At 51.1% G+C, this 25,406-nt stretch carries 26 protein-coding genes and 1 tRNA gene; 2 read left to right on the top strand and 25 right to left on the bottom strand.

Going from position 1 to position 25,406, the window contains the following annotated elements; all coding sequences use genetic code 11:
- Positions 1 to 4 precede the first annotated feature (4 nt).
- The 5 genes from gpmI to THEAE_RS0116480 all read right to left on the bottom strand — a co-directional run bounded on the left by gpmI (position 5) and on the right by THEAE_RS0116480 (position 5,722).
- Positions 5 to 1,561 (bottom strand): 2,3-bisphosphoglycerate-independent phosphoglycerate mutase, encoded by a 1,557-nt coding sequence (gpmI, locus tag THEAE_RS0116460; protein ID WP_028988189.1) that lies wholly within the window; start codon positions 1,559 to 1,561, stop codon positions 5 to 7.
- Positions 1,558 to 2,328 carry a triose-phosphate isomerase gene (gene tpiA, locus THEAE_RS0116465; RefSeq protein ID WP_028988190.1) on the bottom strand — a complete coding sequence of 257 codons (771 nt, stop codon included), beginning with the start codon at positions 2,326 to 2,328 and terminating at the stop codon, positions 1,558 to 1,560. The genes gpmI and tpiA overlap by 4 nt, the downstream gene beginning before the upstream one ends.
- Before the next feature lie 4 nt (positions 2,329 to 2,332).
- The gene (locus THEAE_RS0116470; protein ID WP_028988191.1) at positions 2,333 to 3,520 is read right to left on the bottom strand and encodes a phosphoglycerate kinase; all 1,188 of its coding nucleotides are present in this window, start codon (positions 3,518 to 3,520) and stop codon (positions 2,333 to 2,335) included.
- 133 nt (positions 3,521 to 3,653) lie between these two features.
- On the bottom strand, positions 3,654 to 4,658 hold the full coding sequence (gene gap / locus THEAE_RS0116475; RefSeq protein WP_005588352.1) for a type I glyceraldehyde-3-phosphate dehydrogenase: 1,005 nt from the start codon (positions 4,656 to 4,658) through the stop codon (positions 3,654 to 3,656).
- 29 nt (positions 4,659 to 4,687) lie between these two features.
- On the bottom strand, positions 4,688 to 5,722 hold the full coding sequence (locus THEAE_RS0116480) for a sugar-binding transcriptional regulator (RefSeq protein ID WP_028988192.1): 1,035 nt from the start codon (positions 5,720 to 5,722) through the stop codon (positions 4,688 to 4,690).
- Positions 5,723 to 5,929: 207 nt separating this feature from the next.
- Between THEAE_RS0116480 and THEAE_RS0116485 the strand changes: the two genes are divergently transcribed.
- Positions 5,930 to 6,004: transfer RNA gene (locus THEAE_RS0116485), tRNA-Arg, on the top strand.
- 20 nt (positions 6,005 to 6,024) lie between these two features.
- Here the strand turns inward: THEAE_RS0116485 and THEAE_RS0116490 are convergent.
- Positions 6,025 to 6,258 (bottom strand): hypothetical protein, encoded by a 234-nt coding sequence (locus THEAE_RS0116490; RefSeq protein ID WP_005588354.1) that lies wholly within the window; start codon positions 6,256 to 6,258, stop codon positions 6,025 to 6,027.
- Between the two features lie 254 nt (positions 6,259 to 6,512).
- On the opposite strand from THEAE_RS0116490, the gene clpP reads away from it, so the two are divergent.
- A complete protein-coding gene (clpP, locus tag THEAE_RS0116495; RefSeq protein WP_028988193.1) occupies positions 6,513 to 7,115 on the top strand; it encodes an ATP-dependent Clp endopeptidase proteolytic subunit ClpP in 603 nt (200 codons plus the stop codon).
- Positions 7,116 to 7,242: 127 nt separating this feature from the next.
- On the opposite strand, the gene THEAE_RS0116500 is transcribed toward clpP, so the two are convergent.
- The 19 genes from THEAE_RS0116500 to THEAE_RS0116595 all read right to left on the bottom strand — a co-directional run bounded on the left by THEAE_RS0116500 (position 7,243) and on the right by THEAE_RS0116595 (position 25,371).
- Positions 7,243 to 8,520, bottom strand: coding sequence for a glycoside hydrolase family 18 protein (locus THEAE_RS0116500; protein WP_005588356.1), 1,278 nt, complete (start codon positions 8,518 to 8,520; stop codon positions 7,243 to 7,245).
- A 143-nt stretch (positions 8,521 to 8,663) separates the two neighbouring features.
- The gene (locus tag THEAE_RS0116505) at positions 8,664 to 8,933 is read right to left on the bottom strand and encodes an HPr family phosphocarrier protein (protein WP_005588357.1); all 270 of its coding nucleotides are present in this window, start codon (positions 8,931 to 8,933) and stop codon (positions 8,664 to 8,666) included.
- Between the two features lie 35 nt (positions 8,934 to 8,968).
- Entirely contained in the window at positions 8,969 to 9,919 is a 951-nt protein-coding gene (gene whiA / locus THEAE_RS0116510) for a DNA-binding protein WhiA (RefSeq protein WP_028988194.1), read from the bottom strand.
- Positions 9,920 to 9,930: 11 nt separating this feature from the next.
- Positions 9,931 to 10,905, bottom strand: a complete 975-nt coding sequence (locus tag THEAE_RS0116515; protein WP_005588358.1) for a gluconeogenesis factor YvcK family protein — start codon at positions 10,903 to 10,905, stop codon at positions 9,931 to 9,933.
- 32 nt (positions 10,906 to 10,937) lie between these two features.
- Entirely contained in the window at positions 10,938 to 11,816 is an 879-nt protein-coding gene (gene rapZ, locus THEAE_RS0116520; RefSeq protein ID WP_028988195.1) for an RNase adapter RapZ, read from the bottom strand.
- An 18-nt stretch (positions 11,817 to 11,834) separates the two neighbouring features.
- Positions 11,835 to 12,305, bottom strand: coding sequence for an NUDIX hydrolase (locus THEAE_RS0116525; RefSeq protein WP_028988196.1), 471 nt, complete (start codon positions 12,303 to 12,305; stop codon positions 11,835 to 11,837).
- Positions 12,306 to 12,514: 209 nt separating this feature from the next.
- The gene (gene trxB, locus THEAE_RS0116530; protein ID WP_005588360.1) at positions 12,515 to 13,468 is read right to left on the bottom strand and encodes a thioredoxin-disulfide reductase; all 954 of its coding nucleotides are present in this window, start codon (positions 13,466 to 13,468) and stop codon (positions 12,515 to 12,517) included.
- 93 nt (positions 13,469 to 13,561) lie between these two features.
- Positions 13,562 to 15,205 (bottom strand): tetratricopeptide repeat protein, encoded by a 1,644-nt coding sequence (locus THEAE_RS0116535; protein WP_169730002.1) that lies wholly within the window; start codon positions 15,203 to 15,205, stop codon positions 13,562 to 13,564.
- Between the two features lie 352 nt (positions 15,206 to 15,557).
- Positions 15,558 to 16,250, bottom strand: a complete 693-nt coding sequence (locus THEAE_RS0116540) for a SurA N-terminal domain-containing protein (protein WP_028988198.1) — start codon at positions 16,248 to 16,250, stop codon at positions 15,558 to 15,560.
- A gap of 326 nt (positions 16,251 to 16,576) precedes the next feature.
- Positions 16,577 to 17,629, bottom strand: coding sequence for a DUF4097 family beta strand repeat-containing protein (locus THEAE_RS0116545; protein ID WP_028988199.1), 1,053 nt, complete (start codon positions 17,627 to 17,629; stop codon positions 16,577 to 16,579).
- A 195-nt stretch (positions 17,630 to 17,824) separates the two neighbouring features.
- Positions 17,825 to 18,463 (bottom strand): imidazoleglycerol-phosphate dehydratase, encoded by a 639-nt coding sequence (locus THEAE_RS21480; protein ID WP_052330092.1) that lies wholly within the window; start codon positions 18,461 to 18,463, stop codon positions 17,825 to 17,827.
- A gap of 4 nt (positions 18,464 to 18,467) precedes the next feature.
- Positions 18,468 to 19,769, bottom strand: a complete 1,302-nt coding sequence (gene hisD / locus THEAE_RS0116555; RefSeq protein WP_028988200.1) for a histidinol dehydrogenase — start codon at positions 19,767 to 19,769, stop codon at positions 18,468 to 18,470.
- A gap of 116 nt (positions 19,770 to 19,885) precedes the next feature.
- The gene (gene hisIE, locus THEAE_RS0116560) at positions 19,886 to 20,527 is read right to left on the bottom strand and encodes a bifunctional phosphoribosyl-AMP cyclohydrolase/phosphoribosyl-ATP diphosphatase HisIE (RefSeq protein ID WP_028988201.1); all 642 of its coding nucleotides are present in this window, start codon (positions 20,525 to 20,527) and stop codon (positions 19,886 to 19,888) included.
- Positions 20,524 to 21,282: an imidazole glycerol phosphate synthase subunit HisF gene (gene hisF / locus THEAE_RS0116565; RefSeq protein WP_028988202.1), complete on the bottom strand. Its 759-nt coding sequence runs from the start codon at positions 21,280 to 21,282 to the stop codon at positions 20,524 to 20,526. Before hisF ends, hisIE begins: the two co-directional genes overlap by 4 nt.
- A complete protein-coding gene (gene hisA, locus THEAE_RS0116570) occupies positions 21,251 to 22,021 on the bottom strand; it encodes a 1-(5-phosphoribosyl)-5-[(5-phosphoribosylamino)methylideneamino]imidazole-4-carboxamide isomerase (protein ID WP_028988203.1) in 771 nt (256 codons plus the stop codon). Before hisA ends, hisF begins: the two co-directional genes overlap by 32 nt.
- Positions 22,022 to 22,026: 5 nt before the next feature.
- Positions 22,027 to 22,686 carry an imidazole glycerol phosphate synthase subunit HisH gene (hisH, locus tag THEAE_RS0116575; protein ID WP_028988204.1) on the bottom strand — a complete coding sequence of 220 codons (660 nt, stop codon included), beginning with the start codon at positions 22,684 to 22,686 and terminating at the stop codon, positions 22,027 to 22,029.
- Entirely contained in the window at positions 22,683 to 23,309 is a 627-nt protein-coding gene (gene hisG / locus THEAE_RS0116580) for an ATP phosphoribosyltransferase (protein WP_028988205.1), read from the bottom strand. Before hisG ends, hisH begins: the two co-directional genes overlap by 4 nt.
- A complete protein-coding gene (hisZ, locus tag THEAE_RS21485; protein ID WP_052330095.1) occupies positions 23,306 to 24,610 on the bottom strand; it encodes an ATP phosphoribosyltransferase regulatory subunit in 1,305 nt (434 codons plus the stop codon). The genes hisG and hisZ overlap by 4 nt, the downstream gene beginning before the upstream one ends.
- 194 nt (positions 24,611 to 24,804) lie before the next feature.
- The gene (locus tag THEAE_RS0116595) at positions 24,805 to 25,371 is read right to left on the bottom strand and encodes an acyltransferase (protein WP_052330097.1); all 567 of its coding nucleotides are present in this window, start codon (positions 25,369 to 25,371) and stop codon (positions 24,805 to 24,807) included.
- Positions 25,372 to 25,406 lie beyond the last annotated feature (35 nt).

Raw genomic sequence — 25,406 nt, forward strand, 5'->3', positions numbered from 1 at the left:
TCAATCACTCCTTGGTTTTGGTATGGAGAATGAGGGTTTTACCCGTCATTTCCTCAGGTTGAGGAATGGATAAAAGGTCAAGCATCGTAGGGGATAAATCGGCCAAAACTCCGTCCTCCCGGAGTTCGACCCCCTCCTTCGTGATGATGAAAGGAACAGGATTGGTGGTATGAGAGGTAACCGGTTGATCCTGGTCATCAAGCACCATTTCGGCATTCCCATGGTCAGCGGTGATCAGGGCAATTCCTCCCTTCCGTAAGACAGCCTCTACCACCTTTCCCAGGTTCTCGTCCACCGCTTCCACCGCCCGAATGGTAGGTTCCAATTTCCCGGAATGGCCTACCATATCGGGATTGGCAAAATTGAGAATGATCACGTCCGGGGTTTCCCCTTCGATCTCTTTTACACAAGCATCCGCTACTTCATAGGCGCTCATCTCAGGTTTTAAGTCATAGGTGGCCACCTTTGGAGAAGGAATGAGAACCCTCTTTTCTCCCGGGAATTCTTTCTCCCTTCCGCCGCTAAAGAAAAAGGTGACATGGGGGTATTTTTCCGTTTCGGCGATGCGGAGCTGGGTTAAATGGTTCTGGCTCAGGACTTCTCCCATCGTGTTATCCAAGTTGGTAGGCTGATAAGCCACATACCCGTCTACCAGATCGCTAAACTTCGTCAAGCAAACGAAGAAGAGGTCTTGAGGCGCCCCCGGACCCCGGTCAAACCCGCGAAAATCCTTATTGGTGAACGCTTGGGAGATCTGAATCGCCCGGTCAGGCCGGAAGTTAAAGAAGATGACGGAATCCCCCGATTTCACCAAGCCAACGGGTTGATCCTTCTCATCGACGAGGACGACCGGCATGACAAACTCGTCATATACCGATTTCTCATAGGAGTCCTTGACCGCTTGGATAGGGTCCCGATAATGGGGGGCATCTCCATAAACCATCGCCCGGTAAGCTTTCTCCGTCCGCTCCCATCGGCGATCCCGGTCCATGGCGTAATATCTTCCTTGCACGGTGGCGAATTTTCCGACCCCTAATTCTTTCATCTTCGCAAGGGTCTGTTCAATATAGCCCACGGCCGAATCAGGAGCCACATCCCGTCCGTCGAGGAACGCATGGAGGTATACTTCCTTCACCTCATTCCTCTTAGCAAACTCCAACAAGGCGAAGAGGTGACTAATGTGGGAATGAACTCCCCCGTCCGAAAGAAGTCCATAGAGATGAAGGGCTCGTCCTTCTCTCTCTTTTACATGGGTGACGGCCTTTAGGAGAACTTCATTTCGAAAAAAATCCCCCTCCTGAATCTCCTTCGTCACCCGGGTAAAATCCTGATAAACAATCCTTCCTGCCCCAATATTAAGATGCCCTACTTCGGAGTTCCCCATTTGCCCTTCCGGCAGGCCGACCGACATGCCCGACGCGCCCAGGGTGGTATGGGGATACGTGCCCCAGTAGCGGTCAAAATTTGGTTTTTTTGCCTGGGCCACCGCATTCCCATGCCTTTCGTCCCGAAGGGCGAAGCCATCTAGAATGATTAAGGCAAGAGGTTTTGGTCGCTTCATCTTCCTTTTCTCCTTCCAGCTATTTCAACCATTTTCACAAAGCTCTCCGGTTTCAGACTGGCTCCGCCCACCAATGCCCCGTCGATCTCTTCTTCTGCCATAAATTGATCGATGTTTTCCGCATTCACACTGCCCCCGTAAAGAATGCGAACCTCACGGGATACTTCCTCGCTGACCAGGGTGAAGATTTGTCTCCGGATCCATCCGATCACCCGGGCCGCCTCTTCGGCAGAGGCGGTCTTCCCAGTGCCGATCGCCCAGACCGGTTCATAGGCGATGACGAGGGAGCTGATTTTTTCCTTTGGGAAATTCTTCAAACCTTGAAGTTGCCGGGAGATCACCTGCTCCGTCTCTCCCTTCTCCCTCTCCGCCAATGTTTCTCCCACGCAGAGGATGGGAGTAAGCCCATGGGCAAAGGCCGAAAAGACTTTTTTTTCGATCTCCGCATCGGTCTCATGAAAGTAGGCTCTCCGTTCCGAATGCCCCAAAATCACATAATCCACTTCCAATTCCTGCAGCATCAAAGGGCTAATCTCTCCTGTATATGCCCCTTTTTCTTCCCAATGCATATTTTGGGCACCAAGCTTAATCGAAGCATGGCTCCTCCCCAATGCTTCCCTTAGGGGAGGAAGAGCCGTGAAGGGCGCACAGAGCACCGCCTCTACCGTTTCTCCTTTGACGGACTCTTTAACGGCGGAAAGAAACTCCCTGGCTTCCTCCCCGGTCTTATGCATCTTCCAATTTCCGGCTACCATCGGGTTTCTCATGAGATCACCTATCCCTCTCTTCCAGAACGGCGACGCCGGGTAATTCTTTCCCTTCCATAAATTCAAGGGAGGCGCCCCCTCCCGTGGAGATGTGGGAGATTTTCTCGGCCAATCCCGCTTTCTCCACAGCAGCCACCGAATCCCCGCCGCCGATGATGGTCTCGGCATCGCTTTCGGCGCAGGCTTTCGCCACGGCGAAGGTGCCCTTTGCGAAATTCTCCATTTCAAAAACGCCCATGGGGCCATTCCATATGACCAGTTTGGAGCTCTTAATCACATCCGCATATCGTTTCACCGTCTCAGGACCGATATCTAAGGCTTGCCATCCTTCCGGAATGGAATCGATGGGAACCACTTTACTTTTCGCCTCATTGGAGAAGGAATCTGCCACCACCACATCGATCGGGATAAGGAAGGAGGCGCCCTTCGCCTCTGCCTTTGCCATCAGTTCTTTGGCAACTTCTACTTTCTCTTCTTCATAGAGAGAGGCGCCCACCGAGTAACCCTTTGCCTTAATGAAGGTGTTGGCCAACCCCCCTCCGATGAGGAGGTGATCTACCTTGTCCAACAAATTTTCAATCACGCCGATCTTATCCTTTACCTTCGCCCCACCGATAATCGCCGTAAAGGGATGCTTGGGAGAAGTTAACGCTTTGCCGATGGTTTCAATCTCCTTTTCCATCAGGAAGCCGGCCACGGCAGGAATATAGGAAGCGATTCCCGCTGTGGAGGAATGGGCCCGGTGGGCACTCCCAAAGGCGTCGTTAACGAACAGGTCGGCGTAGGAGGCCAGCTCTTTGGACAGCGCCGGGTCATTCTTCGTCTCACCGGGATGAAAACGGACATTCTCCAGCAGGAGAACTTCGCCCTCTTTCAAGCCGTTGACCAATTCTTCCACTTCCGGACCCGTAACCTCATTTGCCTTTTTCACCGGTTGGTTAAGCAGTTCCGACAGGCGCTTTGCCACCGGAGTAAGGCGAAACGGCTCCAAATTCCCCTCCTTCGGCCTGCCCAGATGGCTGGCTAAGATAAGCTTGGCTCCATGATCCAGTAAGTATCGAATCGTGGGTAGAGCTGCCCGGATGCGGGTATCGTCGGTGATAACGCCGTTTTCCAAAGGAACATTAAAGTCAACGCGGCAAAAAACCCGTTTCCCCTTCACATCTACATCCCGAATGCTTTTTTTATTCATTCAACTCTCTCCATTTCCTATGGATTAATCGCCCAATGGATGGTCATCCGAGAAAAGGGGAAGAGGGAAGCCCCTCCTCCCCCATTCATTATACTTGAACGGAACGAATATGGCAATCTTTTCCTATTTCGCTTTAAAGACCTTTTTTCACCAAATAACCGACCAAGTCGGCCACCCGGTTGGAATAGCCCCACTCGTTATCATACCAAGCGACAACTTTTGCCATCTTGTTCTCAATCACCATGGTAGACAATCCATCGACGGTGGAGGAGACGGAGGAGTGGTTGTAATCCTTTGAGACCAAGGGAAGTTCATTATAATCCATGATCCCTTTTAGTTCATTCTCGCTGGCCGCCTTAAGCGCAGCGTTAATCTCTTCCACCGTTGCTTCCTTTTCCAGATCAACGACCAAGTCAACCACAGAAACGTTCGGAGTAGGAACGCGCATGGCAAATCCGTTTAATTTCCCCTTTAATTCAGGAAGAACAAGGGCAACGGCTTTTGCGGCGCCGGTGGTGGTGGGAATGATGGACTCGGCGGCAGCCCGGGCACGGCGGTAATCCTTATGGGGGAGATCCAGGATCTGTTGGTCATTGGTGTAGGAGTGAACGGTGGTCATGAGGCCGCGGACGATCCCGAATTTTTCATGAATCACTTTCGCCACCGGAGCTAAACAGTTGGTGGTACAGGAAGCATTGGAGATGATGTGATGGGTGGCGGGGTCATATTTCTCCTCATTTACCCCAAGGACAATGGTAATATCCTCATTCTTGGCCGGAGCGGAAATGATCACTTTTTTGGCCCCTGCCGCCAGGTGCTTCTTCGCATCTTCGGCATTGGTGAAGCGGCCTGTCGACTCGATGACAATGTCGACGCCCAGTTCCTTCCACGGCAGATTGGCAGGATCTCTCTCGGCAATCACCTTAACTTTCTTACCGCGGACCATAAACCCATCTCCTTCCACCTCGACCGGATCCGGGAGCGTCCCATGGACAGAATCGTATTTCAGGAGATGAGCCAACATTTTCGCATCCGTCAAATCGTTCACCGCAACGATCTCATAATCATCCCTTTCCAAAGCCGCCCGAAATACGTTGCGCCCAATGCGTCCAAATCCATTAATCCCTACTTTAATCATTTCAAAACCCTCCTTATAAGTATATTGGTTTATGATGTAGGCGAATCAGAAGCGTGTAAGATCGCCCTGGCCGCCCCTTCATCGGTAATTAAAACTTGAAAAATTTTCGTCTTGGCTAGTGAACGAATCGCTTCGGCTTTATGTGTGCCGCCTGCGATGGCAATGCATCGCTTTCCTTTTAAGTCTTCCCAGCGGAGCCCGATTGTAGGCATCTGGTAAACCATCTCTCCCTCCGCATCAAAATAAACTCCAAATGCCTCACTAACCGCCTTTTTTTCCTTAAGAAGCTCAAGGATTTCGGAGCTTGCCCCCCGCCGTTTGGCCATGGTGATCGCATCCCCTATCCCATGAAAAACCAGCCGGGATTTTTGTATCTCTTCCACGCGTTCTCGAACATAGGGTTCTTCACAAAGAGATTGGTAAGCCTCCTTGCTTAACTGGTCCGGCACCTGCAAAAGTAGATAAGAGCCCCCCAAGCGTTTCGCCAGTTGAGCGGCAATCGTATTGGCCTGCGTATCCACCCTTTCCCCCAAACCGCCGCGTGCCGGGCAAACCATCACATCAGGATAAAGGTGCTCCACTTCCACCATCTCCGCCAAGGCTGCCATGGAGGTCCCTCCGGTAATCGCGATGCGATCCGTGGCAAGAATATTATTTTTTAGATAGTAGCCGGCTATGCGGCCCATTTCCCTTTTTACCTCTTCTGATTGGCCGGAGTCGCCGGGAACCATATAAACCTCTTCGATTTGCAGCTCTTTCTTCAGCATCTCTTCCAGATCATTTAGCCCATAAAAGGGCAAAATAACGGGGTAAATCTGATTGAGAACTTTCTTTCCCTCCCGGGTCAGGTACATGCCGGCCGGGTGGATCTGGATCAATTTCTGCCGTTCCAAAAGCTCCACTTCGCTCCGTAAAATCCGCTCGGTCTGATTTAACTGCCGAGCCAAAGATCTACGGCCAATCGGTTGGTGAATCTCTACGCTTTGTAAAATTTCCAGACGTCTTCGTACCAGGTCGATAAATTCGGGATGAATCTTGGATATGGATTCCAACAGCTTCCACATATCACCCACCCTCTGGACGTATATAGTCCCGTGTGACGTTTTATGTCCCGCGCCAAGCAAAAATATACGGCGAATCTTTTCCGCCTTTACCGTTTTTATCATATCCCAATCAATGAAAAAATACAAGGAGGATAGAAAAATTTACAATGCGTTTTATCATTGATTTTTTATCTCTCATCCCTTATAATAAACTTTGCTGTTTGAATTGCACCCGTAGCTCAGTGGATAGAGCGTTGGTCTCCGGAACCAAGCGCGGGGGTTCGATTCCCTCCGGGTGCACCATACATAATAGAGCGGATTGTTTAACTTACATAACGGGACCCCGCTTTTTTTTCTAAACTTCTAATTCGATTCAGGTAGATGACCAGCATGCGGTCCATATCCCCACCCGTCCGGACACGAAAGATAATCGCTTCCTCAATGAGCTGCAGAATTCTCCCTCCCAAGGTCCAAGAACTCCCTTCCCCATCAAAAAAGGTAAGATAAACCCTTTCTCCGCTCTGGATCAATTTCAGAATATCGGATCGGTGGATCACTCTTTCGCCTCCTCTTTCCTTTTCATAGTTTTTCTCCAATCCAAAGCCTTAATCCTGCTCCTCGACAAATCTAGTCGTATGATTCTGTTTATTTACAATCTTTACTCACCATTTCGTCAAACCTCGTATTTGACCTTTTTTGACCTTTGTAGTAATATAAAAATAACCGAGGGATATTCTATTCCCGTAACAAACCTTGTACTATGCAATAAACCCGATAGCGAAAGCGCACAGAACGAAGAGGAGGCTAAAAAATGGCATTGATTCCAACCGTGATTGAGCAGACGAATCGAGGCGAACGAGCTTATGATATTTACTCCCGTCTCTTGAAAGACCGGATCATCTTCCTGGGAACAGAGATTAATGATCATGTGGCCAACCTCGTGGTAGCCCAGCTGCTCTTTCTACAAGCGGAAGATCCGGAGAAAGATATCTCCCTCTATATCAACAGCCCCGGAGGCTCCATCACCGCCGGAATGGCCATCTACGACACCATGCAGTACATTAAGCCGGATGTCTCCACCATCTGCATCGGTCTTGCGGCTTCCATGGGGGCGTTTCTCTTAGCTGCCGGAGCTCCTGGAAAGCGCTTTGCTCTCCCCAACAGTGAAATCATGATTCACCAGCCGTTAGGTGGAGCTCAAGGGCAAGCGACCGATATTGAAATCGCTGCGAAACGAATCTTGAGGATGCGGGATAAGTTAAACCGAATTTTATCCGAAAGGACCGGGCAACCCCTCTCTCGCATCGAGCTGGATACGGACAGGGATCACTTCATGAGTGCAGAAGAAGCGAAAAATTACGGCCTCATCGACAGCGTAATTACCCGACCCACCGATATACGGGCCAAACATTGACGGAATCGCATAGCAAAAGGGGCAAATCGATGGAGATGCCCCTTTTTGTTTTATCATCCTTTGGCTTCCGTCACCCGCTTCACCGTCGTTTCATCGCTTCGTAATCTTGAAGCGCGTCCCTGATCCGTTATTTTTTGGACCGAATCCGAAACTGATCGGCAAGAAGGGTCCAATTTTGCGGGAACGCTCCCCCTAATTTCCAAAAACTGATCCCTCGCAAGCGGTACTCTTTCACCAGGTTAAACTTTGCCTGCATGCTTCGGACATCTTCGAACCAAACCACATGCTCCCTTCCTTCCCGGTCATAATAACGGAAGGTGGGCGCCTCAGCAGTGGCATCATATTGAATCGACACCCCGACACGGGCAGCCAGGTCCACAGCCTCCACAGGGCTAATCACACGAGCAAACGCACCGCTGGGAACATAGGGCAGGGTCCAATCATACCCATAAAGGGGCGCACCCATTAAGATTTTCTCCCGCGGTATGACGGAAACCGCATAATCAAGAACCCGCCTCACTTGCGGGATGGGGGCAACCGGCATCGGCGGACCGCCGGACCAACCCCATTCATAGGTCATGATCACCACAAAATCGGCAATCCGCCCATGGGCCGGATAATCGTGTCCTTCATACCAGGTACCCACTTGCGCACCGCTCGTTTTAGGAGCCAGGGCGGTGGAAAGAAGATATCCCTCCGCATGCAGGCGCCCGGCAATCCGTTCCAAAAAGCGGTTATAGACGGTCCGATCCGCCGGAAAGATATGCTCAAAATCGACCTGAAGAGCCCGATATCCTCTTGCTTTTAAGAGGCGGAGCACATTCTCAATGAGGCGATCCTGCACGTTATCACTGGAAAAGATGGCATGGGCCAACTCCGGAGAAAAAGTGCCTGCTCGGAAATTGGTTATCACCAACATGGGAATGGCCTGTGAATCACGAACCGCCTCCAACGCCCGCATATCCTGCAGAGGTGAAAGCCCGCCGCTTTCCTCCACATGGGCGCTAAATAGACTAAGGTAGGTTAAAAAGCCTTCCACTTCATTGACGATCTGGACATCCCTTTCCGTTCCGGAAGGCTCAAGATAAGCATTGACCTCAATCTCCATTTTTTCCTTCTCAGGAATAATGATGGACATTCCCGGCATGATCCGGTTTGGATCCTCAATCCGATTGATTTGAAGCAGAGAATCCAAAGAAACGCCATACCTTCTTGCGATCAACCACAGCGATTCGCCGGGCTGTACCCGATGAATATTCTTCTGCGGAACTAAAAGGGCTTGCCCCGGGACAAGGCGCTCCGGATGAGTCAACGCATTGGCTTGGACCATTTCATCCACCGAAACTCCGAAACGTCTGGCGATCGTCCAAAGGGAATCTCCCTGGTGTACGACAACGATCTGCACTCCATTAACCTCCCATCTTTTACTCCCCAACAGGGGAAGGGGGTAAAAACGATATACTCTATCCTATGGGTATTCATCGGGGAGATGGGAGGTTCTTAAAAAACAAAAAAACCACCTAGCAATCCTGCTAGTGGTCTTTTTTCTTAACGGGGAGTGTAATTCTCCTGGCTTACAAGGGAAGCAAGGGCATCCAGAGCTTTTTCCGCGTCGGCTCCCTCTGCTGCCAAGATGATTTCACTCCCGGAGGCAACGGCCAAGCTCATCACCCCCATGATGCTTTTCGCATTGATTCTTTTTCCATCCTTCTCCACGTAAATCTCCGATTTATATCGGTTCGCCTCTTGAACGAAGAGGGCGGCCGGTCGGGCCTGCAGACCCGTCTTTAAACGCACAGTTACTCTTCTCTCCATCATGTTCCCTTCCCCCAGTTCAAAAGTAGATGTTTTTATTATACCATTTTTTGATCCTTTGTAACTTCCATCTTGAGAGCGATTTCATATATTTTTCTCAATCGATGATTAACCCCGGATTTGCTTACCGGCCCACCGGGAAGGAGCTGTCCCAGCTCCGCCAAATTCATATCCGGATGGGAAAGACGCAATTCGGCCACCTCCCGGAGGCGCTTCGGCAGTTGGTCGAGGCCGATCTTTTCTTCAATTCTCCGAATCGCCTCAATCTGCTTCATGGAGGCGGAGACCGTCTTATTCAGATTGGCTGTTTCACAGTTTACCAAGCGGTTGACCGAATTTCTCATATCCTTCATGATCCTTACATCTTCAAAGTGGAGCAGCGCCGAATGGGCCCCGATGATATTGAGAAACTCGGTTATTTTCTCCCCTTCTTTCAAGTAGAGGATAAACCCCTTTTTTCGCCTGAGAAGCCTGGCATTTAGCCCAAAATGTTCCGTCAAGCGAAGAAGGCTTCGTGCATGCTCCTCCTCCGCCGTGAAGATCTCCAGATGATATGAATTGGACTCGGGGGAGTTGACGGACCCTCCTGCCAGAAAGGCCCCTCTGAGATAAGATCGCTTGCAGCAAGCATTTTGGATCACCTCCGCATCGATCTCATCCTTTAGCTGGAATTGTTCATCAATCAGGGCTAGTTCCTCCATCACTTCCTCAGCGCGGTCGGGTATTCGGATGATATACGTGTTGTTCTTCTTTAAACGCATCTTCTTCCGAACCAGCACCTCTCCTTGGATTCCAAATCTCTCCTTGAGCAAGGTATAAATCCTCCGGGCAATTGCTGCATTTTCCGTGGTGATATCGAGGATCATCCGATGGAGATGGAGATGAAGGGAGCCATTCATCTTGATCATGGCCGATAGTTCCGCCCTTTGGCAGCACGGTTCCAATGGGATCCGGGTCAACTCCTTTTTTGTCTGCGAAGCAAAAGACATCATGATCCCCCCTATTCCCCGCTTCGAAGGATTTTCATCAGCGTCTCCCCCACTTTTTTAGCGTTGTGACGAAGTAAAGCATCATAGAGGAGAAAATCTTCAACAATCACCTTATATCCCGATTTGGACAGGGAATCTTGATCATAGCGGACCACTTCCTGATTTTTCTCCAAATATTTGGTATAGACATGGGAGGGAATCTTTCCGTTGTTTACCAGGATATAATCGAAGAAAGAGTCGCCCACATGATCGTGAACCGCACGAAGATGATCGGAAGCCGTGTAATGGTCTGTCTCGCCAGGTTGGGTCATGAGATTCACGATAAAGATTTTCTTCGCCCGGGAGTTCTTTATCGCCTCCGTAATCCCCCCGACTAAAAGATTGGGCAATATACTGGTGTACAGGCTCCCTGGGCCCACGATGACAAGATCCGCATCCCGAATCGCTTCGATCGCTTCCTTTAATGGATGAGCATCGGCCGGTTCAATAAAGACGCGAGAAATCCGTTTCCCCGCCAGCGGAATGAGCGATTCTCCCATGACGGTGGTTCCATCTTCCATGATCGCTCCCAAGTGAAGAGGCTCAGAGGCAGAGGGAAGAACTTCGCCCCGTACGGCCAAGACCCGGCTCAACTCCCGAATCGCAGAGACGAAATCCCCTGTGATTTCCGTCATCGCCGCGATCAAGAGATTTCCCAAATTATGTCCGTCCAACTCTCCCCCATGGTTGAAGCGAAATTGGAGCAATTGATCCAATAACGGCTCCACATTGGAAAGGGCGAGTAAAACATTGCGGACATCGCCGGGAGGGGGAATCTGCATCTCCTTCCGCAGGCGACCGGAACTCCCTCCATCATCGGCAACCGTAACGATCGCCGTAATAGAGAAAGGAAATTCTTTAAGACCCCGCAAAAGGACGGACAACCCGGTCCCTCCGCCTACGGCGACAACCTTTGGCGCCTTCTCCTGTTGTATTCCCGGTTTCATGGAACACCTCTCGTTTAAGGTTCTATTTCTCTCTAGTTATCTTTATCCATATCCCGGTGCATGGTCCGGACCGGATATTCACCTTCAAATGCGTTTTTTAAAGCCTCTGCGATGGTGACCGAACGGTGCTTGCCGCCGGTGCATCCGATCCCCACCACCAACTGTCCCTTCCCTTCCCGTTTATAGTGGGGGAGAAGGAAACGAAGAAAATCGGTCAGACGCTGCAAAAATTGTTGCGTTTCCGTCCATTTTAGCACATACTGGGCCACTTCGCCATCACAACCGGTAAGGGGCCTAAGCTCAGGAACATAATGGGGATTTGGGAGAAAACGGACGTCAAATACGAGATCGGCGTCAATCGGAATCCCATATTTAAATCCGAACGAGACGATGTGAAGCGACAAATTATTCCCGGCATGATCGCCTCCCCCAAAACGCTGTATGAGCGTCTCCTTCAATTCCGCCGGTTTTAGGCGGGAAGTATCGATCACATGATGGGATCTTCCCTTAAGCTCGCTGAGCAAGCGCCTTTCCCTTTTGATCCCTTCGATCGGTGTTGCCTCTAATGCGAGGGGATGTTTTTTTCTGGCTTCTTTATAACGCTGAACCAAAACCTCGTCACTCGCATCGAGGAAAAGGATTTGGTAAGGGACACCCATCTCATCCAACTCTGCTAAAGCGGTGAAGAGAGAATCAAAAAATTCTCTCCCCCTCAAATCGATCACCAAGGCAATCCGGTCGATCTTCCCCTCCGAATGCTTAATCAGTTCTGCGAATTTAGAAACCAACACAGGCGGAAGGTTATCAATGCAGAAGTAACCCATCTCTTCAAACGATTTAACCGCAATCGTTTTCCCTGCCCCGGACATTCCGGTAATTATTAACAATTGTATTACCTTCTGCACAGAGATCCCTCCTTTTCCTCTTCTTTACCCCTGTTGCAGATCATATCGAATCAGCTCATAATCGGGGGTATAAACAAATCTCCCGATCCACATCCCCTTTTCAGAAAGCACTTTCTGCAAAATGATCCGGTCCCCTTCCGGCATAGGCAGAGTACTCACCTTTTCCCTCTCAATCCATCGCAACGTCCCTTCGTGGGTTCCCTGCCGAACCTCGCCGCGCCACTCTCTGGCCAAAAAAGTAAAAAGCATCCATTCATTGATGGGGATGGAATTTTCTTCAATCCGGATCGTAAAGACCCCCCTCAATTGGGGGCGGACAAGGGTTAAAGAGGTTTCTTCTTCAGCCTCCCGTACGGCAGTCTCTAAAATGGTCTCTCCTTCATCCATCTTCCCTCCAGGGGGATACCACCAACCCCTGCGAGGCTTTTCCAACATCAGGATTCGTTCATCGTTTCCTTTTCCATCCAAGATGAGACAATTGCTTACACGTTGCACGCGAATCTTCACCTCTGTTCCTTAGCATACCACTTATCAAGGTTGAGAACAACAAGGCAGACGACCCTTCCTCAGAGGCAAAAAAAAGGCGCAGGCGAAACACCTGCGCAATCAAATTTATATTTAAGGGGGTCAATTTGATTATCTTTACTTTACCCCATAAATATTTCAGCCATATTACAGAAAGTTAAAAAGTTGGTTTCAAAGCGTTACGATTTAACCGCTTTTTCTTTGATCTCCTCCAACAAGGATTCCACATCATGCTGGGCAGAAATGGCGGCTATGCTCCCGTCGCCGGTGGCGGTCACGACCTGGCGCAGTGTCTTTTCGCGCACATCTCCCGCGGCATAAATTCTGGGTATTTTCGTCCGCATCTCTCCATCGGTGAGAATATACCCTTGTTCATTGGTAATCCCTAGATCTTGGAAAGGTTTGGAGAGGGGGTCCATCCCCACATAGATAAACACCCCATCGCAGGGATAGTCCTTCTTCTCCCCTGTCTTTACATTTCTCAGCCGCACTCCGGAAACCTTTTGATCCCCAAGAACCTCATCCACCACAGTATCCCAGATCACTTCAATCTTCGGATTGGAGAATGCCCGGTCTTGCAGAATCTTTTGCGCTCTAAACTGATCCCTGCGATGGACGATGGTCACCTTATTGGCGAAACGGGTGAGGTAAACTCCTTCCTCGACGGCGGAATCCCCTCCGCCCACCACCACAACTTCCTTATTCTTGAAAAATGCACCGTCACAGACGGCACACCAGGAAACGCCCCGCCCTGCGAATTTATCTTCCCCCGGGACACCTAAGCGACGGGAAGCGGCTCCCGTGGCAATGATCAGGGCGCGACCCTTATATTCTCCGTTCGTGGTCTTCACCAGCTTATATTCATAGTGATCCTCCACACCTGTAATCTCCCCATATTCATATTTGGCCCCAAACTTTTGCGCATGCTCAAACATCTTGTTGGAAAGATCAGGACCTAATATATGGTCATATCCGGGGTAATTTTCAATCTCCTCGGTGTTGGCCATCTGCCCGCCCGGGATCCCTCTTTCTATCATGAGCGTGCTCATATTTGCCCTTGAGGTATAAACGGCGGCAGACATCCCGGCAGGTCCAGCTCCCGCAATAATCACATCATAAATTTGATCGGTCATCTATTCTTCCCTCCTAACCAACATACTCCCATTAAATCGAATTTTACCGATATAATGGTCTCCTCCTATATTACTCTTCCCACCATGAAATGTCTAGTATTCGAAAATATTCTTCAAATACCGGTTTAACGTAGCCGGAGCAATGCCGTAACGGGCAGCCAATTTGCTCTTGCCAATTTTTTGCTGTTCATGGAGCAACACATATTCCAGTGCCGCTGCCAACGCTTCCCATTTACGGATCTGGAGAAGCCTTTCCGCATCCATGTAAAAGAGGGAATAGTACCATTGCCGCAATCTTTTCCTGGCTTTCCCGGAGAACTTCACCCCTTGCGCTTGGAAAATCTGCTCCATTCGGTCAATAGCCGTGAGGCGAAGAAAGAGAAACTCCAATTTGGGATATGAAACCAAGCGAAACAGGGTGCTTCCCAGACGAATCTCAATCGGCAACGGAGCCCCCATTTGCACCAGCATCGCAAGGATTCTCTCTTTTGCTCCCCGATCTTCTTCCCTATCGCGGAGCAGGTCCCGAAAGTTCGTTTCTACCACTCTGCCTCCCAATTTTCCCAAAAGCTCAATCGCTTCCCTTTTTACCTTCTCATCTCCGAAATGAAGGCCCCATAGCAAGGAAATACGGGAGTGTCCGTTTCCCTCCATGTTTGCTCTCTTTTGCCTTTCGTCTTCCTTTTTCGGCAAAACAGGGGGATAGCGATAACTGAGGCGTCTCTCTTTATCCCCTCCCTGAAGAAGAGAAAGGTAGGCGGCGGCAATTTCTTTTCCTTCCTCATACGTGTATAGCCTTCCCCACCAGTATTTCGCGTCGGCCCATTTGTTTTGATTATACGCAGAAACGGCCAATAAATGGAGGAGAGGCAGTGTCTCCCCTTGCAATCGATAGAGATGGCGGAATAGGCGGTATGCTGTTTCATCTTCTTGAAGGAATCCCATGGTGGTCGCCAATTTATAGCCTAATTCCAGTGGAATGGGGTATACCTTCGCCAGTCCTTCGACCAGCTTTTTTCCCTTTTCCTCTTCCCCGACGTTTTTGAAGAAGATGGACAGATTACACAGGGCGTGAAGGTTTTGGGGGTCCAGTTCAAGAACGCGATACGCCTCATGAATGGCCGCTTCCACCTGCCCCAAATAGTAATAGGTGAGGGAGAGATTGTTTCGCGCCGGTAAAAAGAAGGGATCCCTCTTCACCAAAACCTGAAGTTTCTTAAGGGCCGCTTTAAATCGCCCTTTTCCCAGCAGTCTCCTGGCCTCCTCATGTTCTTCAAATTCGGGAGAAAAAACTCCTTCTTCTTCCTCGTTTTCTTCTCCCGAAACCTCCGCCAGGTATTCAAGAAGTTCCTCTGCATCCGCCACATACTCTCCTTCCGGTTCTTTCTCGAGGTAACGGAGCGCATACTTCTTTGATGAGGAATATTCCCCCATGCTGGCATAGTTATGTCCCAAGAAAAGGTTACATTCATGGAAATCGGGGGAGAGTTGCTCCAATATATAATGAAGGATCCGATTTGATTCTTCGAAACGGCCTACTTCCGCCAAAATTCCTGCCAAATTGCAGTGATTTACAGGGTTCTCCGGTTCCAATTCCACCGTTCGCCGAAAATAACGCAGAGCATTCCCATAATCTTTTTTCTTCATCGCCTGCATGGCTTTTTGATAATAAAACTCTGCATTAAGGACGAGGGGGATTACTTTCCCCCTCTCTTTTTTTAGACGTTCTTTACCCATTTCCTCCTCCGCGTCTCCTGGAATCTCTGTTTTCAGTATACCATACCGGAATTTTTTCTGCAGAGGGAAAAGTTCCTCATTCCACATCTTTTGACGGATCGATCTTTTGACACTTCACATGGTTCAAACCGCGGGATACTTGGAAGCACTCCGGTACCCGAAAGTTCTGTTTTTATGCGGCAGGCGATCTCCGCCTCTCCCACGGGGAACCGACCGAGGACCGCGTACATTTTTCTGTAGATGCCCTATAAGCGACGCGGAGCTCTCCTTTTTTACTCATAAGAAGAGAAAAAGCTCGGCAAGTGATTCATCGCCGAGCAGAGAGAATCGGTTCCAAACCTGGGGATACAATCTATTGGAGCAGAGAATAGTTTATATGGAGGTCCCCCTTTTTTTCGGCGTAAAGATTCTCTTTAAAACGTGTGAAATCCATAACGTCCTTTATGGTTCCTTCTTCCACCAGCTTATTGGCCAGCTTGGAGCGCAGGAGCGCCTTTTCGTACATTTCCCGCACTTCACTGCTGTTCCAAAACTGATCTTCGGTCAAGCCTGTAATTTTGATACGATTGGCCATCAGTTCCTTGATGACGTAGCCATTCTGATCGTCCGCTTGCTCGAGGAGGGATCTTTGGAGTTGTACCACATCATCCACTTCCTGCGGTGAAACGTTTAGGCCAAGCGCCTTTGCATACTGAACTGCCAATTCATCTTTGATCATGTTGTCAAGGATCGCTTCATCGCTGAGCTTAGGTTGAGCATTAGGACCAAGCTGACTGATCAGATCTACATTTTCCCTGTAAAAGACAAATCGTTCGAGGGGAATCTCAATGCCTCCTCCGTGAACCAATATCTGATCTTTTTTCGGTCCGAGAAGATCCAGCTTCGCTCTGATGGCATCGAAACCCTTTTGAATGGTCTCCCGTACCTCCTGCGGAATGCCCAACGATTCCGCCTCGGTCACCTGCGAGATGGAAAAAACGGCGAGAGTGCCCAAGAAAAGGAGGGAAAGAAACAAAGAGAAAAAAAGAGGAATTTTTCTTAACACGAGACTTCAACCCCTCTCTCATTCATGGTTTATCGTACATGAATCTGCCACGTTACCTCCACCATACCATTTACTTGGTGAGGGTAATACATAACCTTCATTTTTGACATTTACAGAGAAAGGAGAAACTTTCCTGCCGTACTTTTTGGCATTGAGCAAATCATGCATTATCTATTCGTAGAATAACATTCTTCTTTTGGAACGTCAAGAATAGTATAATAAATTTTTAATAAACAGATTTATCTTTTCCATCCAAAATAAAACCGCCATTCATCCCACCAATTTAGAAGCGCGGATGAATGGCGCGTGAGAGATAAACGAAGCGATTACCAGGTGGCGCCGGTGGAAGAGGCTCTGTCCGTCAGCGTGATCCGGATGCTTCCATTGGAGGTATCTACGGTGAGTGGGAATTGACCGCCGTTTACCACGCCCTGGTAATGATCATCCCCCTTGTTCCCGCTGAAGGGAGGGTCCGGAACATCAATGCTCCCGTTCCCCGTTCTAAGATCATAGGCGTAACTCCCAGAAGGGGACAGGGTAAGGCGAACCGAACCGTTGAAGGTATGGATGCTCCACGCTCCCGTCATCTCCCCGCCCGCCTCGATTGTACCGTTGCTCGTTTTGGCGTTTAAACTCCCCTTATATCCCGTAACCACAATTTTACCGTTTGAAGTATCCAGGTCCGCCTCACCGGCGCTTTCTCTCAAATCGATTTCTCCATTTGATGTATGAATGCGTCCAACCCGATCCATACCGACAACGGTAATCTTCCCGTTGCCGGACTCCCCTTCGATTTTCATCCCCTTGGGTGCATACACTTTCAGATCGACGGAGGTCATAAAAGGAGTAAAGAGGAGTTGATCTTTCGGCCACTCCACCTGGACGATCAGCTGATTTCCATTTTCCTGCAGGTGAACGGGAATTTTCTCCATCTCTTGCCGGAGACTTTCTTCATCGGCCATCGCCATTCGATACGTGGGAATAACGGTAATTTTCCCATCGGTGGAAGGAGAGATTTCGATGTCCCCATGCGCGGACAGGACACGAAGGGAAGTGAAATCGCCGGGGTCCCGGACCCTGCTCTCCGCCGTGATGGAGGCCGTTTTGCCGATGTCATTCCAGTTGATGCGCCCGTCCGTAAAGGAAAAGATAGGAACGAGCCCCAAAACGACAACGACCAGGATCGCTCCTCCCCAGTCGAAGCGGACGGGACCCTCTTTTTTCCCGAACAAAAGCATTTCCAAGCCGTAACCCACGATGATGAGGGGCCAAAACTTATGGAGTTCGGCCACCCATTCCCCTTGCCCGCTCATCCCTAAAAGAAGAATGATGCCAATGAGAATCAGTGAAACCCCTGTAGTCGCTCTCCCGACTCGCATGCCTCAACACTCCTTTTTCTTTCCCGATCCAATCAAACCTTTTAGCCGACATGCGCAGGTTTAAAGAGGCAGGCACGCTCCCGTTCCCCTCTTTTCCCACATCATATCATGAATCAGGAGAGAACAAAACATGCTCCGGATAGGGAGATGATCCGCCTTGAGACGGATGGGAGCGGCAAGAGATCGACCGGCGGGTTATCCTTTTTTCACCTCAAAGTGAATCGTTCCCGCCACTCCGGCGGTCATCCCTGCCCTCCACGGTCGGACGGTGAGTGCCTCCCTTAGAGCCTGGCCGAAAGCTCGAAACGCACTCTCCCAAATATGGTGCCCATGGCCGGGCCTCCCTTTTAGGAGATCGAGATGAAGGGTGGCTCCTGCCCCCTGGACAAATCCCTCAAAAAATGCGACGAGATCTTCCGAATTCATCCCCTCCATGGCGGGGGGAAGTTTTACGTCTCCCGGGTTAAAATCGAGATAGGCACGACTTTCAAAGCTAAGGACCGCCCGGGTGAGGGATTCGTCGATGGTGCCGTAGGCATAGCCGTAACCCACCACCCCTTCTCCGTGATGGGCTGCGATGTATTCCTTAATCGCTTTGCCAAAGGTGATCCCCACATCCTCGGTAATCACATGGACGAGATCGAAATGATCCAACTTCACCGTCACGGCCAGATTCATCTCTCCCCTCCATGCCACATGTTCCAACATATGATTAAAGAAAGGGAGAGGGGTGGCGATCTTCTCTTTTCCCCGGGGATCGCGCGGCCCAAAATCAAGCTTCACCTGAATGAGGGATTCTGAGGTGGTCCGGGTCACTTCAATTGGTTTCTCCATGGGTTTATCTCCTTTCCTCTACAGCGAGGCGATGGCTGTCGAAGCCCTCCACTTTCGCAAAGTGGGCCGCATAGGATCTTACCCGTTCAAACCCCTCCTGGGTTACATACCCGATCGAGGAACGCTTCAGGTAATCCCACACCGAGACGCTGGAATAGCTTTTCGCAAATCCCCCGGTGGGAAGAATGGCATTGGGACCGAGGAGAAAATTGCAAAGGGTGATCGGCGTATATTCTCCTAACAAAATCTCTCCGGCATTCTTGATCTTCGGCAATACGGAGAAGGGATCTTCCACCAAAATCTCCATATGCTCCGGCGCGTACCGGTTTACAAATTGAATCGATTCCTCCAGACTTTGGGTAAGCAGAATCCCGCCGAAATTGCTTAAAACCTGCTCCACAAACTCTCGCCGCCGGGGGGAGAGTTTCGGCAGCTGTTTCTCCACAATCTCCGCCACTTTCTCCGCCAAGGGACGGGAATGGGTAACGAGGAGGGAGGCGGAGTCGGGACCATGTTCCGCTTCAATCATGAGGTCTAACGCCGCTTTCTCCGGGTCCGCGTTCTCATCGGCCAAAATGATCGCTTCACTGGGGCCGGCCGGAAGTCCCACATCGATGAGTCCGGTTAAAAGGCGTTTTGCCGCGGTAACATAGGGGTTTCCGGGACCAAGAATTTTCCGGACGCGGGGGATCGTCTCCGTTCCATAGGCTACGGCGGCCACCGCCTGGGCTCCACCCACCTTATAGATCTCTCTGATTCCGGTTACCTTCGCCACCGCCAGCAGGGAATCGTCCAACGTCCCTTTTTCATTGGGAGGCGTCACCACGATGATGCGGGGAACACCTGCCACCACCGCCGGAACTCCCAGCATAAGGAAGACGGAAGGAAAACTTCCCTTACCCCTTGGAACATAGAGGGCAACATCGGAGATGGGAGTGACCTTCTCACCGGCCATGATTCCCCTGTCGATCTCTGTAAACCAGAATTCCTTCGGCATCTGTTCCTCATGGAATTTCCGAATATTCCGGTAGGCCACTTGGATTGTCTCCACCATCAGGGGATCTTCCCGCTTTAAGCGTTCATATCCTTCATCGATCTCTTCTTCCTTTACTTTCAATCGATCCGAGGTGAGTTCTACCCGATCAAAACGAGCGGTAAAGCGGATGAGGGCGCGATCGCCTTCCTCTCTCACCGCTGCGATGATCTCTTGAGCGATCTCCATCTGCGTGGTAATTTCCTTTTCCGCCCGGGTGAGGATTCTTCTTTTCTCCTCTTCCCCCAGCTTTGCCCACTCCAACCACTGCATTCTATTTCCTCCTTTAGGGATACTTTCATAGCCATTGAACGCATGATAGATCTCTATTTTGCCTGCCGGCGAAAGGGAAACTTCCCGAACGATCGGATTCCGACGGGTGGGCGCATTTAGCCTTTCCGTTTCTCCTCCGGTTTCATCCTTCCTTTTAGTTCTTCCAACACCTTCTCAAAAGGAAGCCCCTGCTCCCGCAGGAGGACAAAGAGATGGTAGAGGAGGTCGGAAACTTCATAACGGAGTTCCTCTGGGCTTCGGTTCTTCGCCGCAATGATGACTTCGCTCGTCTCCTCCCCCACCTTCTTTAAGATCTTGTCCAACCCTTTTTCAAAGAGGTAGGTGGTATAGGAGCCCTCCGGCCGCTCCTTCTCCCGCTCCGCCACCGTCCGTTCCAATTGGGCCAACACATCGGGCAGCTTCTCCTCCGGTTCATCCCCCCACAATGCCTGATGGAAACAACTCCACTCCCCCGTATGACAGGCCGGGCCTGCCGGCCTTACCTTCACCAGGAGAGCATCCCCGTCACAATCGAGGGAGATGGAGACCACCTTTTGCAGATTTCCGGAGGTTTCCCCTTTATGCCAGAGGGACCGGCGGGAACGGCTGTAAAACCAGGTCTCTCCGGTTTCTATGGTTTTCTCCAGGGACCGGCGGTTCATATAGGCCAGGGTGAGAACTTCCTTTGTAACGGCATCGGTTACAACCGCGGGGATGAGGCCCTGTTCATCCCATTTTATCCGTTCAAGATCGATCATCGCACCTCAACTCCCCTTTCCCTCACTTTTTCTTTTACTTCTGCAATGCGAATCAAACCGTAGTGAAAAACAGAGGCGGCCAAGGCGGCATCGGCCTTCCCTGCCGTTAACACCTCCGCAAAATGTTCCGGAGTACCGGCCCCTCCCGAGGCGATGACCGGAATCCCCACCTCTTCCGCCACCCGACGGGTGAGGGGCAGGTCGAATCCATCCTTGCGCCCGTCCGTATCCATGCTGGTGAGAAGGATCTCTCCGGCTCCCAATGCCTCCACCTGTTTCGCCCAGGCGACGGCATCTAACCCGGTGGCCCTCCTTCCTCCATGGGTATAAACCTCCCATCTCTCCTTTTCCCCGTCCCATTTGGCATCGATGGCGGCCACAATGCACTGGGAACCGAACTTCCTCGCCCCCTCGGTAATCAGTTCGGGATGGAGGACGGCGGAGGTATTGATCGATACCTTATCCGCCCCCGCCAAGAGGAGCTCCCTCATCCCCTCCACATCGCGGATTCCGCCACCCACGGTAAAAGGGATATTGACCTCCGCAGCCGTCTTTCGGACCACATCCACCATCGTCTTCTTTCCTTCATGGGAGGCGGAGATATCGAGGAAGACGAGTTCATCCGCCCCTTCCAGGCTATAGCGCCGGGCCAGCTCCACCGGATCTCCGGCATCGCTAAGCCGGAGGAACTGAACCCCCTTTACCACCCGTCCCTCTTTTACATCAAGACAGGGTATAATTCGTTTCGCCAGCATCCCTTTCGCTCCCCTCCAAGATTTCTAAAGCCTCCTTCAGCGGAACCATCCCGGAGTAAAGTGCCTTCCCCACGATGGCCCCCGTTATTCCTTTTCCTTGATGCTCCTTCAACCGGACAAGGTCTGCCATCGAAGAGATCCCCCCTGAGGCGATCACCCGTTTTCCGGTCGCCTCCGCCAAAGCGATCGTTGCCGGAAGGTTCGGCCCTGTTAAGGTTCCATCCCGCCGTATATCCGTGAAGATGAAGGTCTCTGCCCCCCACTCCGCCAGCTGTTGGGCCAGTAGGGTTGCCTCCACCCCTCCTTCGGCAAGCCATCCCCGGGTCTTAACACGACCATCCCGGGCATCGATGCCGATGGCGATCTTCTCTCCATAATGGGAGAGGGCCGCCCGTATGAAGGCGGGATCCTCCACCGCCTTGGTGCCGAGGATAAGGCGGGCTACCCCTTTTTGCAAATACTCTTCCATGTCGAAAAGGGTCCGGATCCCTCCCCCCACCTGAACGGGGATGGGAAGGCTCTCCACGATGGAGAGAATTACCTCCTTCTGCACGGGATATCCCTCTTTCGCCCCATCCAGGTCGACGAGGTGAATCCACTTAGCCCCCTGGGAATAAAAGGAGCGGGCCAACTCCAAGGGATCTCCGTAGACCGTCTCTTTCCCGTAATCGCCCTGGTAAAGCCGAACCGCTTTCCCGTTCCTCAGGTCGATGGCGGGATATAGAATAAACGGTTCCATCGGCATTACTCGTCCCCCCTTTGTGAGATCTTCGATGATGATTCCTTGGACGGGAGATACTCCTGGGGAGGATAGGAAAGAAAGCGCCCTAGAATCTTCATGCCCACCTCTCCGCTCTTTTCCGGGTGAAACTGGACACCAAAGAGATTCCGTTCCCCTACGATGGCAGGAACCTCCTGATGATAATCGGTCACCGCCAGGAGCGTTTCCCTCCTCTCCGGCACCACGTAATAGGAATGGACAAAATAGACATACCCTTCCTCTTCCTTATGAAAAAGGGGAGAATCGGTCAACCCGCGAAGACGGTTCCACCCCATATGGGGAATTTTATACCCCCCCTGAAAGCGAACCACACGTCCGGGAAGGAGGTGTAATCCTTCATGCCATCCATGCTCTTCGCTCTCATCGAAGAGAAGCTGCATTCCCAGGCAGATCCCCAAAAGGGGCTTCTCCTTTTCAACGTGACGGCGAATCGCCTTCACCAAGTTCCGCCCCTTCAGTTCCTCCATGGCATCCCCAAATGCCCCTACGCCCGGAAGAATGAGGCGGTCCACCCGTTCTACCTCCTCAGGTTTTGAGATGATTTCGCAAGGGTGGCCTAAACGCTCCAATGCCTTCCCCACACTGTAAAGATTCCCCATTCCGTAATCCAGGATCCCGATCATCTTCTTTCCCCTCCCAGCCGATCGATCAATTCCTGAAATATTTTGCCCCGCAGACGATAGCTGGAACGGTTCGCAATGAGGCGGCTTGTGATCGGTGCGATCGGCTCCAGCTCCACCAATCCGTTTTCCTTCAAGGTCCTCCCCGTGGAGACGATATCTACAATCCGGTCCGCCAACCCCAGGATGGGGGCCAGTTCAATGGAACCGTTCAAGTGGATGATCTCCACCTGCTCTCCCTTGTCCCGGAAGTAACGCTCCGCCACATTGGGGTATTTGGTCGCAACCCGTCTCATCAAACCGGCGGAAGGCGCCGGCTCAGGAAGCCCCGCCACCGAAAGACGGCATGGACTAATCCCCAAATCGAGCAACTCATAGACATCCCGCTCTACCTCCATCAAGACATCTTTTCCCACGATGCCCACATCGGCGACACCGTACTCCACATAGGTGGGAACATCCATCGGCTTCGCCAGGATCAGTTCTAATCCCGCTTCGGGTACAGCGAGGAGTAGCTTGCGGGTATCGGCAATCTCTTCAGGGAGCGGATACCCCTGTTCCTTCAGCAGAAGGAGGGCATCGTCCAAGATTCTCCCTTTCGGGAGCGCTAAACGTAACTCCCTCATGCCTTCCTCCATCCCCCTTCCCTTTCCCTCTCTCTGGAGGCGCCTCTTCCAAGCCGTCTTACACCTGATGAATCGATGAACAGGATCTCCTCAAACTCCCCTTCCCATTTTCGGAAGGCTTCCATTTGTTCCTCTCCTTGCTGAGGCCAATCGATCGCCTGGAAGGAAGATGCTCCTTCCTCGGCAAACTCTTCATTCTCCCGGTTTAAACAATGAATGGCCACGATCTCTCCTTGGGCCCGCCTCTCCATCGCCCACTGAAATGCTTCCTCCATCTGTTCCGGAGGATAGAGGAGAAGGCTCTTCTTTTTCTTCTCTATCGGGAAATGGGCCGCCTCCAGAAGGCGATCCACTTTTATAGCAAAACCGGTGGCAGGAGCCTCCCTCCCAAACTCGGCGGTTAAGTGATCGTACCGCCCTCCATTTAAAACGGAAGAAGCAACCCCCTCGGCAAAACCTTCAAAGAAGAGGCCGGTGTAGTAATCCTGTTTTGCCATCATGGTGAGGTCAAAGGTTAACCACTCCGCAAATCCCAATTTCATTAAGAGGCGATAAACCTCCTCCATCTCCCCGACGCACTCCTCCGTTTCAGGGAAAGGGGAGAACAAACGGGCTTCTTCCAGCACCTCTACCCCACCATGCCAACGGAGGATGCGATACAAGGCTTCCTTGGCCGCCCCGGAAAGGGAGCTTGCCTTCACCTTTTCCCTAAATCCCACATGATTTTTTTCTTTTAAAGCCGTTTTTAACGCCGACACCAGGGAGTCATCCCCTGTCCAAACTGAAAAATAGGCATCCAGAAATCGGGCATGGCTCATGGCGATGCGAAATTCCTTTACTCCCGCCTCTTTCACTGCCGCAATCGCTAAAGCCATCTGCTCCGCATCGGCGAATAAGCCCTTTTCCCCAATAAGCTCTGCGCCCATCTGGGTAAATTCGGCACTTTTGCCTGCCTCTTTGCTGGGAGACCGGAACACATTCCCCAAGTACATCAAACGGATGGGAAAGGGGTGCGAATAGAGGAGTGAAGCGACAACCCGAGCGATGGGAGTGGTCATCTCCGGACGCAGGACCAAGGTTCTCCCTTGCCGGTCCAGGAGTTTAAATAACTTCCCCTCTTCCGTTTTGCTCAATACCCCTAAGGTGTCAAAAAATTCCACCGTTGGCGTCTCAATCTTTTCATAACCCCACTTCTCCATGAGTGATAAAATCCGCTCCTCTAATTCCCCTTTCCTTCGCAGCGGCCCCGGCAATATATCATGAAAGCCATTCGGTTTCTCAAAAACTAGTGGTTTATTCATCTCGCTCAACTCTTTACTTTGATAATATGGTAGTAGACTAAAGGATTTAGGGATAGTCTACCATCTCCTTCTCCCCTCCGTCAACCCTTTTTTTCTCCTCCTGTGAAAACTCGTAGTCTCGGCAAAGGAGCACCCGCCCATCCTGGCGAAAACGTCCAACCCGGTTGCTTCTAAAACTCGAAAAAAAAAGAGGGTTATTCTTTCGCCTTCCTTCTCTCCCGCTCCTCGGCCGTATAAATAATGCGAATCGGATTCCCCCCGGCCAATGCGCCCGGGGGGATATCCCGATTTACGAGGGAGGCCGCAGAAACAACCGCTCCGTCGCCGATGGTTACCCCAGGCAAAATGGTGCTGTTCGCTCCGATCATCACCCCATCTCCGATGACCACATCGCCTATGCGATACTCCTCCACGAGATATTCATGGCAAAGAATGACCGTGTTATACCCGATAATGCTGTTCTTGCCGATGGTAATCCGCTCAGGGAAGAGAATATCGGGCATCACCATAAACGCAAGGGCACTTTTCTCTCCCACCTTCATTCCCAACAGATGCCGGTACAGCCAATTCTTCCAAGAAAAAAAAGGAAGATAGCGGGCGATGAGGATCACCGCCACATTGCGAAAAACCTTCCAGAAAGAGACCGTCTTATACACTTGCCAAAGGGAATTTACCCCTTTCACCTTGAACGTTTCCGTCCTGCGCCCCACTTTCGCTTCACCCTTCCCAGGTTTTCTACCGCATACCCCATCATCATTCATGTGACGTCCTCCCCCGAATAAATTCGGGGGCATCC

This window comes from Thermicanus aegyptius DSM 12793, from assembly GCF_000510645.1.
In the GTDB taxonomy this organism is placed as follows: Bacteria; Bacillota; Bacilli; order Thermicanales; family Thermicanaceae; genus Thermicanus; species Thermicanus aegyptius.